This is a genomic window from Geomonas diazotrophica (genome assembly GCF_018919385.1).
In the GTDB taxonomy this organism is placed as follows: domain Bacteria; phylum Desulfobacterota; class Desulfuromonadia; order Geobacterales; family Geobacteraceae; genus Geomonas; species Geomonas diazotrophica.
In genome coordinates this window covers 374391-387353 of record NZ_JAHLMF010000001.1, presented here as the reverse complement: position 1 = coordinate 387353, position 12963 = coordinate 374391, and the positions used below count along the sequence as shown (strand labels likewise).

Sequence of the window (12963 nt, the reverse complement as noted above, 5' to 3'; positions counted from 1 at the left end):
GCCCTCACCCCGCCCCTCTCGGGGAGGGAAAGAAAGGGCTATCCCTTCATGGAGTCGAACTGGTCGGTGTTGACGGTGTTCTTGCGCCGGTGCAGGTAAACGACCATGGCGAGCGCCAGCGACACCTCTGCGGACGTCAGTGCCATCAGCATCAGTGAGAACAGTTGTCCGTCGGCGATGCCCCAGTGGGCGGAGCCGCCGACAAAGGTAAGCATCACGGCGTTCAGCATGATCTCGATGCCGATCAGCATCATGATCACGTTGGCGCGCCAGGCGACCACGCAGCCAAGGCCCATGGCGAACATCAGGGATGCCACGATCAGCACGTGGGACAGCGGTACGCTCATCTGCGCCTCCCGAGGTAGAGCGCGCCCACCAGCGCGAAGAGGAGCTGCATCGAAACGACTTCCACGGCAACCCCGTACTGCTTGAACAGCGCGAAGGCGAACTGGCGCACCGGGATCTCGACGAAACCGGGAGGCACCGCCCGCAGGCGGGAGCAGAGGAGGACCACCAGCGAGCCGACCACCGCGCCCGCCAGGAGCAGGGCCGGCAGCCAATTCGTGAAGTGCGGCTGCGGGAGTTTCTCGGGGGACTCCAGTTCCAGCATCATGATGACGAACAGGAAGAGCACCATGATGGCCCCGGCGTAGATGATCACCTCGAAGGCCGCGATGAGCGGCGCCCCCAGGAGGTAGAACATCAGGGCCAGGGCGAAGAACGAGGTCACCAGGTAGACGATGGAACGTACCGCCTGCCGCGCCGTGATGGCGAGCAGGGTCCCGGTGAGGAGTACCGCCGCCAGTATGTAGAAAAGGGTCGCTTCCATTTCGCTCCGAAATAACTTTTGTGTCCGTCTGTGCCGCGTCCCCGCCCCAAAGGGGGAGTGCCGGGGAGGGGGAAGTCTTAAACCCGCACCTGCCCCGTGTGTGAGCTTTCCCTCTCCCAGAGGGAGAGGGAGGTGTCCCCTGAATTTCCTAGCCTATACTACGGCAACAGGCTTCTGGGGTCTGCAGGCGCCTGCTCACCTGCGCCGCTACCGCGCGGCTGCACCACACCGGTCCCGGCGTGGCGGTAGAAATTGTAATTGGGATCCTTGCCGGTGCCGTCGATCAGCAGGTCCTCCTTCTCGTAAACCATGTCGATGACCTGGCGCCTGCAGTGGAACATCTCGGGCGACATCTGGATGGCCAGGGTGGGACAGGCCTCGGCGCAGAGGCCGCACAGGATGCAGCGCGAGAAGTTGATGCGGAACCAGGCGGCGTAACGTCGGCCGTTCTCCCCTTCCGCCGCGGCCATCGAGATGCAGTCGACGGGGCAGGCCCCGGAGCAAAGATAGCAGGCGACGCAGCGCTCGGCGCCGTCGGGGTCGCGGGTCAGGACGATGCTGCCGCGGAAGCGCTCGGGCATGGCCCTGCGCTCCTCCGGGAACTGCACCGTGACCGGTTTCCTGAAGATGTGGCGGAAGGTGATGGAAAGGCCGGTCAGGATCTCTTTTATGTCGTTCAGTATGGGCATCCGTTCCTGCTCGAAGTGTCGTTGGTGCCGTAATAGATGCCGGCAGATTCATTTAGGGCCGACCGCGCGCTGTGACAGCGTAGGGAGGGCCGGGGCCCGGCAGGCAGCGCGGGCTGCCTGCCGGAAAGAGGTGTCAGTTGGGCCGTAGTGACTTCATCAAGACGTCGAGGGTTTGTCTGTGCTGGTTGTTCTCTGCATAGGCGAGGGCGGTGGTTCCGGAGTAGGACATTGCCAGCGGGTCGGCGCCGCTGTCGACCAGCATCTGCGTGGTCTGGGTGCAGCCGTAGTTCGCCGCCAGCATGAGCGGGGTGTGGCCGTCACGGTCGCGGGCATCGACCTCGGCTCCCCTTTGCAACAGCAGGCGTACCACGTCCGCATTGCCGTGCGCCGCCGCGAAGTGCAGCGCCGTTTTTCCCTTGTCGCTTCTGGCGGTCAGGTTCGCGCCCCGCTCCAGCAGGTCGTTCACCTCGGCCAGGTTCCCGGCCTTCGCCGCGTCCATCAGCGCGGTATGGCCGTTTTTGTCCACCGCATCCACCTGTGCCCTGAACCCTGCCCCCAACTCGACTTCCACGGTTGTTGTCATCGCAGTTCCTCCTTTGTGAGAATACATTGCCCAGTACAACGCCTCTTATCGTAAAGCCAGCCACCACCCGGTGACTAGAATGTTGAGAAGAGCAAGCGGTGTCAGGAACTTCCAGCCCAGGTGCATGAGCTGGTCGTAGCGAAGGCGTGGGAGGGTTCCCCTGACCCAGATGAACAGGAACGAGAATAATCCGACCTTGATGAAAAACCACAAGACCGGCGGCAGCAGTGGGCCGCGCCATCCGCCCAGGAAGAAGAGCGAGGCGAGCGAGCCCAGCGAGATGATGTTGATGTACTCCCCGACGAAGAAGAGCCCGAAGCGCATCCCCGAATACTCCGTGTGGAAGCCGGCCACCAGCTCCCCCTCCGCCTCGGGGAGGTCGAACGGGATCCTGCGGCACTCGGCCAGGATACTGACCAGGAAGATCGCGAAGGCGACCGGCTGGTACACGATGAAGGGCATCTCGGCCTGGGCGTTCACGATGTCGGCCAAGCTAAGCGACTTGGCCAGCATCACCACGGGGACCAGCGACAGCCCCATCGAGAGCTCGTAGGAGATCAGCTGGGACAGGCCGCGGATGCTCCCCAGGAGCGCATACTTCGAGTTCGAGGCCCACCCGCCGAGCGCCACGCCGTAGACCGCGATGGAGGAGAGGGCCATGAAGAAGAGCACCCCCACGTTCAGGTCGGCGATCTGCAGGTGCACCTGGCGCCCGAAGAGCTGTACCGGCGCCCCGAGCGGGATGATGGCGAAGGTCAGGATGGCTGGGATGGCGGCCATGGCCGGCGCCAGGGAGAAGAGCAGGCGGTCGGCGGCGGTCGGGATCATGTCCTCCTTGGTGAGCATCTTGATCACGTCGGCCAAGGGCTGCAAGAGTCCCAGGGGGCCGACCCGGTTGGGGCCGATCCGGTCCTGGATGAAGCCCAGGATGCGCCGCTCCGCAAGCACCAGGTAGGCGGCGCCGGTCAGAATGATGGCGTAGAGCAGCACGATCTTGCCGAGCATCAGCGCTATGTCGGTGGCAGTCCAGGTCATGACCTCATTCCTTCCCGCTTTTGCCTGCCCACGTACCCTCTCCCTCCGGGAGAGGGTACGTGGGCAGGTGAGGGAGGTGTCGTGTCAGTGCTATTGAACATGGTGGAGCGAAGTGGCGCCCTCACCCCAGCCCTCTCCCAAAGGGAGAGGGAGAGCGTGCAGATGCTGTCGGCGGGGCGAATAATCATTCGCCCGCAACGATCTCGAAAATTCGAATTCCCTCGCCCTCCGGGTCGAGGCTCCTCAGCGCGCTCCATTTCCCTTCCAAAGGCTCCACTACCGGCTCACCCCCAAGCCTCGCGATCAACTGCGCCATGACCTGCCAGGCGTCGCGCTCCGCCCCCCCGGGAACCTCTTCCCGGTGCACCCGCGGCGGATGCAGGGTGACGGCCTCGGTGGCGTTGCCGTAGTACTTCGGGTCGAGCCCTTTCAAGGGAAGCCCGGCCAACCTGCTGCGCTGGAAACGCTGGGCTCTCCCCTCGTAATTGATGGCGGTGCCGTCGGACTCCACCCAGGTGGTGGTGGGGATGAAGATGGGGCTTTTCGCCTCGACCGGTCCCCGGCGCCAGTCCGCGCTCGCCAGGACCTCCAATCCGGAGAGGAGCCCTTCAGGCACATCGGCCTCGAAGCAGACTACTCCCCGCACCTGCCGGGCAGCCACCAGATCGGCCAGGGGGGATGCCGCATGCTCCTGCGCGAGCAGTCCGGCGGCGAAGCCGTTCGCACCGGGCTGCAGCATGACCAGCTTGGCGCCGCAGGAGGCGATTTGTGCCAGGAGGTCGGGATCCTTCTTGCCGGCGCCGCAGATGATCACCCCTTTCCCCCCCTTCTCGAAGGGGACCTGGTCCAGCGACTCCACGGCCGTGTACTTGAATGGAGGGGTGTTGCGGGCCGGGATCGGGTCGCCGTCGACCAGGAAGATCTGGGCCCCGGCCAGGAAAGCCTTGCGCACCGACAGGGCCAGCATGGGGGCCTCCTCGATCAGGTCGAGGGCGTGCAGGGCGATCCACTGGGCCTGCTCGATGTCCCGCACATACGCGCTGTTCTCTTCGCGGAGCAGCCGGGCCGCCGCCACGCTCCCCTGCTGCTGGGCGGGATCGCCGAAGTAGCAGAGCCTGGCTCCCCCCGCGGCGCGGGCGAGCTGCGCCAGAAGGACCATGCCTTCCAGCGAGAGCCTCGGGGAGCCCACCAAGGCGAGGCTGTCGGCGCCGTTTTTGCGCACGAACTCGGCGATGGATTTGGCGGCCGCGTCGACGGCGACGTCGTCGCCGCAGGTGGCGCCGTCCAGGCGGGGTTCCCTTGGGCGCTGCGGGTCGTTGAGGTACCCCTTGTCGAAGCGGGCCCGGTCGCAGATGAACCAGCCGTTCACCTGGTCGTTGCGGCGCCCGACGATCTTGATGGTCTCGCGCTGGAAGTTCTGCGGCGAGGTGTTGCACCCAACAGAGCAGTGCTGGCAGATGGAGGGGGCGAACTGGTAGTCCCAGTAGCGGGCCCGGAAACGCCCGGTCTTGTCGGTGAAGACGCCGGTCGGGCAGATGTCGACCAGGTTCCCGGAGAAGGGAGATTCCAGGGGTCCCTCCTGAAACCTGCCGAAGTAGACCCGCCCGGCGCTCCCCATGACGCCGAAGTCGGTGCCCCCTGCGTAATCCTGGTAGAAGCGGGCGCAGCGGTAGCACTCGATGCAGCGGTTCATCTCGTGTTGGATCCCCTCGCCCAGGTACTGGTTCTGGAAGGTACGCTTTTTCCCCTGGTAACGGCGGTGGCTGTGGCCTCCGGCGATGGTGAAGTCCTGCAGCAGGCACTCGCCCCCCTCATCGCAGACCGGGCAGTCGTGCGGGTGGTTCAGCATGAGCCACTCGATGACCAGGGAGCGCATCTTCAAGGCCTCCGGATCGGTGGTGGAGACCACCATGCCGTCCTGGGCCGGCAGGGCGCAGGACATCTGGATTCCTTTGACCGGGCCGTCCAGGAGCTTCACCGCGCAGAGCCTGCAGGCGGCGGCGATGGCCAGGGCGGGGTGGTAGCAAAAGTGCGGGATGGTTATCCCGACGCTGCGGGCCGCCTCAAGGACGCTGGTTCCCGGCGCGACCTCCACCGGTATGTCATCGATGATCAGTTTGGGCATGTACCTTTATCTACCTCTTGCCTTCGAGCCGGCAGTCACCCCTTGAACGGGCACTTCTTCTTCGTGATATGCTCCCGCACCTCGTCCTCGAAATCCCGCAGCAGGCCGTCCAGAGGGGCCATCGCGCCGGGGGCGAGGGCGCAGAAGGTGTAGTTCAGATACTTCACGTGCTCGCGCAGGATGGTGATGTCATCTTCCTCGCCGCGCCCGTTCTCGATCCGGGTCAGGATCTCTTTCACGTAGGGAAGCCCTTCCCGGCACGGGGTGCACCAGCCGCAGGATTCCCGGGCGAAGAAGGTGATCAGGTTCAGGGTCGCCTCCACCAGGCAGTGCCCCTCGTCGAAGACGATCACCCCGCCGGAGCCGAGCCGGGAGCCCGCCTTGGCCACGGTTTCGTAGTCCATGGGGAGCGTCCAGTGCTCCGGCTTCAGGAACTGGGTTGAGGCCCCTCCCGGGATGCAGGCCTTGAACTTCCTGCCGTCGCGCATGCCGCCGCAGGCCCCGTCGATGATGTCCCCAAGCGTTGTGCCGATGGGAAGCTCGACGCAGGCGCGGTTCTTGACCGAGCCGCTCACGCAGAAGAGCTTGCTGCCGGCCCCCTCTGGGTTGAGGGCCAGACCCTTGAACCAGGGGGCGCCGTTGGCGACGATGGCCGGGACGTTGGCCAGGGTCTCCACGTTGTTGACCACGGTCGGCCCCTGCCAGAGCCCCTTCACCGCCGGAAAGGGGGGCTTGGAGCGCGGGTTGGGGCGCTTCCCCTCCAGCGCGTTGATAAGCGCGGTCTCCTCGCCGCAGATGTAGCGGCCGGCGGAGAGGTGCAGGTCCAGGTCGATGGAGTGCTCGCTCCCCAGGATGTGCTCGCCGAGCAGTCCCGCCTTCTTCGCCTCCTCGATGCCGCGCGCCAGGTTGGCCGCCGCCTTCTCGTACCCCTTCCTGATGAAGATGAAGGCGTGGCGCACCCCCAGCGCGTAGCAGGCGAGGGTCATCCCCTCGATCAGGGAGTACGGGTTGTGTTCCAGGAGCACCCGGTCCTTGTAGGTCCCCGGCTCCATCTCGTCGCAGTTGCAGATGAGCCAGCGCGGGCCGGGGAGGTCGCGGGGGACGAAGGACCACTTGCGGCCGGTCGAGAAACCGGCGCCGCCGCGCCCCCTGAGCCCCGAGTCCATGACGGCTTGCTGCACGTCGTTCGGGCTCATCCCGGAGAAGGCCTTCTTGAGGGCTTCGAAGCCCCCCTCCTCGCGGTACTCGTCGAACGTCACCACGCGGTTGGGGCGGTTATGTCGGAAAAGAGGGAGTTCCATGGTTCCTTGTCGGTCTCTGTCTTTCGCCCTGTGGCAGCGCGCTCATCCGCCCCTTCGGGCACCTCCTCCCAGGGGAGAAGGGATGGGACTCCCTCACCTCCGGGAGACGGCCGGGTGAGGGTGCCTTTACCTGTTGTTCCGCTCCATTTCCAGTATCTCGTCCACCAGTTCAGGCGTCAGCTTCCCGTACGGGACGCCCCCCACCGACATGGCCGGGCTGTCACCGCACATCCCCATGCAGCAGCACGGAATCAAGGTGAACATGCCGTCCGCGGTGGTGCCGCCGAGCCCGACGCCGAGCTTGTCCTTCAGGTGCTGGATGATCTTGTCGCAGTCGGCGCACCAGCAGGAGATGGAGTCGCAGACGTGGATCACCTTCTTCCCCACCGGGCGGCGGTAGATCATCTCGTAGAAGGTGGCCAGTTCCTCCACCTGCAAAGGCGAAAGCCCCAGGAGCGCCGCGGCCTCTTCCACCGCCTCGTCGGTGAGCCAGCCGTAGTGCGCCTGCAGCTCCTTCATCACGTCCACCGCTGCCTCGCGGGGGGTGAGGGCGGAGGCGACCCGCGCCTTAAGCGATGTTTTCAGCGTCTCGGGTATCATCCCCGGTTCTCTCCTTACAGTTACCGGTCCAGGTCCGCCAGCACGAAGTCGATGGACCCGATGATGGCCAGGAAGTCCGACACCAGCCAGCCCCGGCTCAACATGGGCAGCGACTGGATGTGCGGGAAGGTCGGGGTCCGGATGCGCATGCGGTAGGCGGTGTGCAGCCCGTCGGAAACGGCGAAGTAGCCGTATTCTCCCTTTGGTGCCTCGATCGGCGCGTAGCACTCTCCCTTGGGAGGGGACATGCCGCGCGTAGCGTTCACGAAGTGGTGGATCAGGGACTCTATGTCCTCAAGGGCGTCCCGCTTCTGGGGCAGCACGTAGCGGTAATCGGAAGAGATCCAGCGCCCATCCGGCATCCCTGCGGCGGCCTGCCTGACGATGGAGAGCGACTGGCGCATCTCCTCCATGCGCACCAGGTAGCGCGCGTAGCAGTCTCCCCCCTCGGCGGTGGCCACCTGGAAGTCGAAACGGTCGTAGCCGCAGTAGGGCATCTTCTTGCGCAGGTCCCAGTCGAACCCGCAGGCGCGCAGCATCGGCCCGGTGAGCCCCCACTCCAGGGCCTCGTCCCTGGTGATGGCGGAGACCCCCTTAAGGCGCGCCGTGAAGATGGGGTTTCCGGTCAGAAGCTTCTCGTACTCGGCAAGGCGCGGCGGGAACCACTCCAGGAAGGTCCGGACCTTGTCCAGCCACCCTGCCGGGAGGTCGTCCGCGACGCCACCGATCCTGAACCAGGCGGGATGCATCCGTCCGCCGGTGATCAGCTCCACGATGTCGAAGATCTTCTCCCGGTCGGTGAAGGTGTAGAAGACCGGGGTCATGGCGCCGATGTCGGCCGCGAAGGTCCCCAGCCAGACCAGGTGGTTGGCGATGCGGAACAGCTCGCTGAGCATGACCCGGATGTACTGGGCACGCTCCGGCACCTCGATGCCGCAGAGGGTCTCCACCGAGTTGACGTAGGCCAGGTTGTTCTGCACGCCGGCCAGGTAGTCGATCCGGTCGGTGTAGGGCATGTACTGGTGCCAGTTCTGCCGCTCCCCGATTTTTTCGGCGCCACGGTGGTGGTAGCCGATCTCGGTGTCCATGTCCACGATCTCCTCGCCGGAGAGCTTCAGGATGAAGCGCACCACCCCGTGGGTGCCGGGGTGCTGGGGGCCGACGTTCAGGATCAGCGTCTCGTCGTCGACGCGGTCGAAGAAGTCGCCACCGGGCAGCGACTTGCGCCCGCGCGCTTCCTCCGCCGTGTAGGGGCGCATTTCCGTGGCCCGGGAGGGGTGTTCCTTCCTGAGCGGGTGCCCCTCCCAGTCGGGGGGCATCAGTATCCTGGTCAGGTTGGGGTGTCCGGCGAAGCGGATGCCGAACATGTCGTAGGCTTCCCGCTCGTACCAGTTGGCGACGGGAAAAACGGAGGTGACGCTGGGTGCCTCGGGGTAGGCTCCTTCCAGTTCTGTCTTGATCCTGATCCTGCCGGGGGTGTCGAAGCAGGTGAGGTGGTAGTTGACGGTGAAATCGCGGAACCTGTCGCGGTCGCGGCGGCAGGATTCGTCCACGCAGGCGATGTCTTCCAGCCGCCGGAAGGGGGACCCCTGGCGCTCTTTCAGGTGTCTGAGCAGATCGGGCACCAGGTGGGCCGGCGCGCGGTAGGTGAGCATGTCGGAGGCGGCTTCGTCGCGGAGCACCTCGCCGCCGAATTTTTCCTGCAATTCCTCCTGCAGCCCGAACTCCGGGTAGGGGAGGCGGGGCTGCTTCGGGCGCCAAAGCTCGTCCGAGCGCGGCGCGGCGAAGTGCGGGTGCTGCATCGAGCTGCCGCGGATAGCGATCCCCTCCATGCCGGGGCCGCGGGTGTCGCGGGACTTGGTGACGCCGTCCACGAGGATGGGGGCAACGGTCCCCTGGGTTCCTCCCTGCATCCGCAAAACCGGGCGGGTGGGGCGTTCCTCGCTCCTGATCTTCTGCTGTAGCAGCATGAGCCCTTCCAGGAACGACTCCGGACGCGGAGGACAGCCGGGGATGTACAGGTCGACCGGCAGGATCTGGTTCACCCCCTGCACCACGGAGTAGACGTCGTACATGCCGCCGGAGTTGGCGCAGCTCCCCATGGAGATGACCCACTTGGGCTCGGCCATCTGGTCGTAGAGCCTGAGGATGCTGGGAGCCATCTTCTTGAAGACCGTCCCCGCGATCACCATGAGGTCGGCCTCGCGCGGGGTGCCGCGCAGCACCTCGGCGCCGAAGCGCGAGACGTCGTAGCGCGAGGTGAAGGAAGCCATCATTTCCACGAAGCAGCAGGAAAGACCGAAGAACATCGGCCAGAGTGAGTTCGCCCTCCCCCAGTTGATCAGGTCGTCCAAGGAGGTGAGGAGGACGTTTTCCGGTATTTTTTCGTCGTCCCTCTCGCTCAAGGTTGTTTACCTCGCATACGGATGGCGGACGGCCCCCAGTCCAGTCCCCCCTTCATCCAGAGCCAGACCAGCCCCAGCATGAGGACCACGATGAAGACGGTGATGTGCACGAGCCCCTGGATCCCGAGCAGGTCCCAGGCAGTGGCCCATGTCAGGATGAAAGAGCCTTCGACGTCGAAAACGATGAAGAAGATGGCGATGAGATAGAAGGGGACTCGGGACGCATGACGGGCGGACCCGGTCGGGACCACCCCGGATTCGTAAGGGATGTGCTTGTCGGCGGCATCTTTGCCTGAACCCAGGAAATAAGCCGCCGCCAGCAGGACGCCGATCAGCCCCACCGCGAGGGCTGTGTAAATGGCGAGGGGGATGAACTCGACCTGCTGTGCGGTGACTGGCATACCGGCCTTTCATTGAGAATAACAGGGGATTTTGGTACCCGTATAATCTAGCGTAGCGCTGCCGAAAGTCAATTAGTCCGCGGACGGTGATCGGATCATTAGATCATGTCATCATAATCTTGCTCTTCAGTATCAGGATCTCGAAAGCCATGGCCGCTTTCCCTATCAGCCTCTGTATTTCGGGAAGTTTCTCGTCGAGGGGCAAGCTGCCCCCGCCGACGTACAAGACGGCGACCACGCGCCCCATCATCAGCAGCGGCACCAGTAAATTGTTGAAGGGGGTACCGCCCCCGAGGGCTTCCATGATGGCCTGGTTGCCGGGGGTGGGGGGCATCGGCCCCAGGAAGAAGCTCTTGCTCTGGTTCACCACGTTCAGCACCGACGGTTCGTCCAGTGAAAGCTCCAGCCCCTCGAACTCGGGGACAAGCTTGTTGTCGACCCGTGCCATCCACCCGGTGGCGTGCCCGCCGCGCAGCAGGAAGAAGGCGACCCGTTTGAACTGGGGCCCCAGGTGGCCGGTGATCAGTTCCGCGATCCAGTCGCGGTCGTCCGCCTCGGCCAGCCCGACCAGGACGCTTTCCAACGAGTAATCCTGCTCCGGTTCCTCGATCTCCTCCTGGTACAGCTCGGCCACTGCCACAGGGGGCGGTGCGGCGGCCGCGGCCTGTTGGGTGGACGGTTGGCTCGCCGGGGGCGCCGCTGCCTCGGGTGCCGGAGACGGGGCGACTGGCGGGGCGACTGGCGCGGCCGTTGCCGGCGCCGTTGCCACCTCGGCCTGCTCCAGCACTTCCAGGCTCAACTCCTCCAGCATGGGAAGATCGAGGATCTCCTCCTCCATGTGAACGGGCCACTCTTCGAGCGTCGGTTTGGGCGGCGCTGGCTGAGGGGGAGCTGTCACCACCCGTGCCGCAGGCTTGGCCGGAGGTGGGGTGGGGGAATGGGCGGCATGGTGCCTGCTCCGGCTTCTGCTGCCCCCTTCGACGCTGATATAGCGCACCTCGCGCTTGATGCCGTAGTACTTCTCCAAGGCGGTCACGATGCGCAGTTCCGGCGCGATCACCGGTACGATGATATAGCCGGTCGCGAAGGCGATCTCGTCGATGGCGTGAAGGTCGGTGGGGTCCACCATGGCGAGGGTGACCTTACGGTTGTTGAGCGCTATCGGAATGGCTTTGTACTTCTTGACGTAGTCGAACGGGATGAGCTTGATGATGTTGGGGGGGATGTCGAGCAGTTGGCCCGGAGCGGCGTGGGCGATGCCGATCTTCTGGCTCAGGAACTCCGCCAGGTCCTGCTCGTCCAGGTACCCCATTTCCACCAGGTTGGTACCGAAACGTCCGCCGAATATGGCCTGACCTTTGAGCGTCTCATCGAGCTGGGCCGGCGTGATCTTCCCCGCCTGAACCAGCATTTCGCCTAACCGCATTTTTTCCAAGCTACCCTCCGCCAAAACATCAAATTACACGTGCAATTCATTGAACCAACGCCATGACGACGAGGGGGCGGCGCCGGTCGAAGCCTGCGCGGCCGACCTGCCGGAGTGGCAGAGAAACGACGTTGTTAATCAGGCGCTAATTTAGAGCCGCCGTAGGGCAATGTCAATAGCAAACGGCCGGTTGCACAGATCAGCAAACGTCGACGATCTCGTAGCAACTGCTTCCCAGTTCCACCTCGTCTCCCAGCGATTTCCCGATCAGCTCGCTCCCCAGGGGGGAGGCCGCGGTGATCACCAGTATCTCCTCGCCGTCGAGCTGCAGTTTGAGGCCTCCTTCCTGTGGGCCGATGAAGAAGGTCTTGGCTGTTCCCTCCTCGTCCTCGAGCGTCACCAGGGCGGTGAGCCGGATGCTGTCCCCTTCGCCGAAGGGGTGCAGGGTGAGGCGCTGGTACGCCTGCAGCGCGCGCTTCAGCTCCTGGGCCCGATTCGCCTGCCCTTGCGCGACGTATGATGCTTCCAGGCTCAGCGTGTCGTACTTGTTATCCGGGACATTTTCTTCGTGGATGGCGGCTTCGTGAGCGGTTTTGGCGGCATTGGACAAAACGGACAGATCCTGCGCCAGTCTTTCGATGATAAGCCGGTGCAGCCGGCTCTTTCTGGTGGTAACGATGGGAAACCTTCCTAAGGTGAATTGTCGTGCCGGCGTACCGGGACGTTTCGGGGAGTGCTTCAACCCTGGATCACCGGCAGCTGGCGTGATCATGTCCCTTACCCCGGCCGTTGCAGGGCACCGATAGTATAACGCGGGAGGGGATCTGTCAAAAGGAAGATGGTTACCTCTCCGGGTACCAGTTGATCCCGAAGAGGTGCATGTTGAGTCCGGGGTTCATATACCCGTTCAGGCCGGCGTTGGACATGTGCTGGAACCGGTAAGAAAGCGCGAAGGACGGGGTGAAGCGATAGATGAGGCCGGCATGGGAGATGAACTGCTCGATGCCGTTGTAATCTCTCCCGCCGAACTCGTCACGGCTGAGCACGGCGATGCTTACGCCGAGGTCGAGTTCGACGGAGTCGGGATTGCCGATGCCGAAGGCCGGGCCGACCGAGCCGATGAATCCGAGGTCGTCGCCGCTGGAAAGGACCCCGGCCGTCAGAGAAACCTGGGTGGACACGCCCCAACCACCCTTGCTGCGCAGGTTCCAGGGGAGCTGGTAGGTGGCGAAGGTTTCAAAGATTTCGGCGCCGTTGTCCCTGCCGTCCACGGCGATCCCCCCGCGCACCCCGAAGGGGCCCCAGCTGTTGGCGCACGCGTAGCTTTCTGCACCCAGAGACAGAGCGAATGCAATCAGCAGCAGGCAGCAGATCCTTGTCATGGCGGGCTCCGAGTGAGGTGTGGTTAACGATGTAACATTTAAGCTGCAATTTTCTGAAATTCAAGCGGCTGGGTGCAGATCTCATCGTTGAGATTCCGCTCTCCCGCGACGGCCGGCGGGCGGTGGCTGATACTGTCGCTTGCGGAAAAGTAACGCCGGATGTACTATTTAATAGGCCCTGTAAGGC

13 protein-coding genes are annotated in these 12963 nt (G+C 64.3%); all 13 read right to left on the bottom strand.

Annotated elements, in window-relative coordinates:
* Positions 1–38 precede the first annotated feature (38 nt).
* The 13 genes from nuoK to KOM00_RS01455 all read right to left on the bottom strand — a co-directional run bounded on the left by nuoK (position 39) and on the right by KOM00_RS01455 (position 12776).
* On the bottom strand, positions 39–347 hold the full coding sequence (gene nuoK, locus KOM00_RS01515) for an NADH-quinone oxidoreductase subunit NuoK (protein ID WP_216497066.1): 309 nt from the start codon (positions 345–347) through the stop codon (positions 39–41).
* Positions 344–829, bottom strand: coding sequence for an NADH-quinone oxidoreductase subunit J family protein (locus KOM00_RS01510; RefSeq protein ID WP_216497065.1), 486 nt, complete (start codon positions 827–829; stop codon positions 344–346). The genes nuoK and KOM00_RS01510 overlap by 4 nt, the downstream gene beginning before the upstream one ends.
* A 158-nt stretch (positions 830–987) precedes the next feature.
* Positions 988–1518 (bottom strand): NADH-quinone oxidoreductase subunit NuoI, encoded by a 531-nt coding sequence (gene nuoI, locus KOM00_RS01505; RefSeq protein WP_216497064.1) that lies wholly within the window; start codon positions 1516–1518, stop codon positions 988–990.
* 133 nt (positions 1519–1651) lie between these two features.
* Positions 1652–2101 (bottom strand): ankyrin repeat domain-containing protein, encoded by a 450-nt coding sequence (locus tag KOM00_RS01500; RefSeq protein WP_216497063.1) that lies wholly within the window; start codon positions 2099–2101, stop codon positions 1652–1654.
* Between the two features lie 45 nt (positions 2102–2146).
* Entirely contained in the window at positions 2147–3136 is a 990-nt protein-coding gene (gene nuoH, locus KOM00_RS01495; protein ID WP_216497062.1) for an NADH-quinone oxidoreductase subunit NuoH, read from the bottom strand.
* A gap of 184 nt (positions 3137–3320) precedes the next feature.
* On the bottom strand, positions 3321–5261 hold the full coding sequence (locus KOM00_RS01490) for a 2Fe-2S iron-sulfur cluster-binding protein (RefSeq protein ID WP_216497061.1): 1941 nt from the start codon (positions 5259–5261) through the stop codon (positions 3321–3323).
* A gap of 35 nt (positions 5262–5296) precedes the next feature.
* A complete protein-coding gene (locus KOM00_RS01485; protein ID WP_216497060.1) occupies positions 5297–6562 on the bottom strand; it encodes a complex I 51 kDa subunit family protein in 1266 nt (421 codons plus the stop codon).
* A 126-nt stretch (positions 6563–6688) separates the two neighbouring features.
* Complete coding sequence (gene nuoE, locus KOM00_RS01480) at positions 6689–7162, bottom strand: NADH-quinone oxidoreductase subunit NuoE (RefSeq protein ID WP_216497059.1); 474 nt, start codon at positions 7160–7162, stop codon at positions 6689–6691.
* A gap of 20 nt (positions 7163–7182) precedes the next feature.
* Positions 7183–9567, bottom strand: a complete 2385-nt coding sequence (locus tag KOM00_RS01475; RefSeq protein ID WP_216497058.1) for an NADH-quinone oxidoreductase subunit B/C/D — start codon at positions 9565–9567, stop codon at positions 7183–7185.
* A complete protein-coding gene (locus KOM00_RS01470; protein WP_216497057.1) occupies positions 9564–9968 on the bottom strand; it encodes an NADH-quinone oxidoreductase subunit A in 405 nt (134 codons plus the stop codon). The genes KOM00_RS01475 and KOM00_RS01470 overlap by 4 nt, the downstream gene beginning before the upstream one ends.
* Positions 9969–10071: 103 nt before the next feature.
* The gene (locus KOM00_RS01465; RefSeq protein WP_236026701.1) at positions 10072–11394 is read right to left on the bottom strand and encodes a GspE/PulE/PilB domain-containing protein; all 1323 of its coding nucleotides are present in this window, start codon (positions 11392–11394) and stop codon (positions 10072–10074) included.
* 199 nt (positions 11395–11593) lie between these two features.
* A complete protein-coding gene (locus KOM00_RS01460) occupies positions 11594–12166 on the bottom strand; it encodes a GreA/GreB family elongation factor (protein ID WP_216497055.1) in 573 nt (190 codons plus the stop codon).
* Positions 12167–12236: 70 nt separating this feature from the next.
* A complete protein-coding gene (locus tag KOM00_RS01455) occupies positions 12237–12776 on the bottom strand; it encodes an acyloxyacyl hydrolase (protein ID WP_216497054.1) in 540 nt (179 codons plus the stop codon).
* Positions 12777–12963 lie beyond the last annotated feature (187 nt).